The organism is Nocardia sp. NPDC055029, from assembly GCF_053608525.1.
The window spans coordinates 1-1,195 of the sequence record NZ_JBSGVQ010000090.1; the positions used below are offsets into that span (position 1 = coordinate 1).

The following is a 1,195-nucleotide window of genomic DNA, read 5'->3' on the forward strand; positions in this document are numbered from 1 at the left end:
CCTGTGTCGGTTTGGGGTACGGGCCGTGTACCAACTCACTAGAGGCTTTTCTCGGCAGCATAGGATCACTGAATTCACCACAACGGCTACGCATCACCTCTCAGGCTATATGCAACACGGATTTGCCTATGTTGCGCCCTACAGGCTTACACCAGGTATTCCATCACCTGGCCCAGCTACCTTCCTGCGTCACCCCATCGCTTACCTACTACAGCGAAGGTCCCGTGCAGCAATCCTCCCTCTCACCCGAAGGCTCGATAAGAGAACATTTGGACAGTTAGTACCACTGATTCGATATTTGGCGCGGATACACGGGTACGGGAATATCAACCCGTTGTCCATCGACTACGCCTGTCGGCCTCGCCTTAGGTCCCGACTCACCCTGGGCGGATTAACCTGGCCCAGGAACCCTTGGTCATTCGGCGGACGAGTTTCTCACTCGTCTTTCGCTACTCATGCCTGCATTCTCACTCCCGTAGCCTCCACAGCTGGATCACTCCGCTGCTTCCACGGCTACAGGACGCTCCCCTACCCATCCAGACGACTGGCCCGAAGGCGATCTAATGTCTGAATGCCGCGGCTTCGGCGGTGTACTTGAGCCCCGCTACATTGTCGGCGCAGGATCACTTGACCAGTGAGCTATTACGCACTCTTTCAAGGGTGGCTGCTTCTAAGCCAACCTCCTGGTTGTCTAAGCGACCCCACATCCTTTTCCACTTAGTACACGCTTAGGGGCCTTAGCCGGCGATCTGGGCTGTTTCCCTCTCGACTACGAAGCTTATCCCCCGCAGTCTCACTGCCACGCTCTCACACACCGGCATTCGGAGTTTGGCTGACTTCGGTAAGCTTGTGGGCCCCCTAGGCCATCCAGTAGCTCTACCTCCGGCGTGAAACACGTGACGCTGCACCTAAATGCATTTCGGGGAGAACCAGCTATCACGGAGTTTGATTGGCCTTTCACCCCTACCCACAGCTCATCCCCTCAGTTTTCAACCTAAGTGGGTTCGGGCCTCCACGACGTCTTACCGTCGCTTCACCCTGGCCATGGGTAGATCACTCCGCTTCGGGTCCATAATGTGCGACTCAGGGCGCCCTATTCGGACTCGCTTTCGCTACGGCTACCCCACACGGGTTAACCTCGCCACACACCGATGACTCGCAGGCTCATTCTTCAAAAGGCACGCCATCACCCCAC

1 rRNA gene is annotated in these 1,195 nt (G+C 56.7%); it reads right to left on the reverse strand.

What is annotated here, in order from left to right:
• Positions 1 to 1,195 (reverse strand): 23S ribosomal RNA (locus tag ACWF9G_RS34305); the annotation flags it as partial.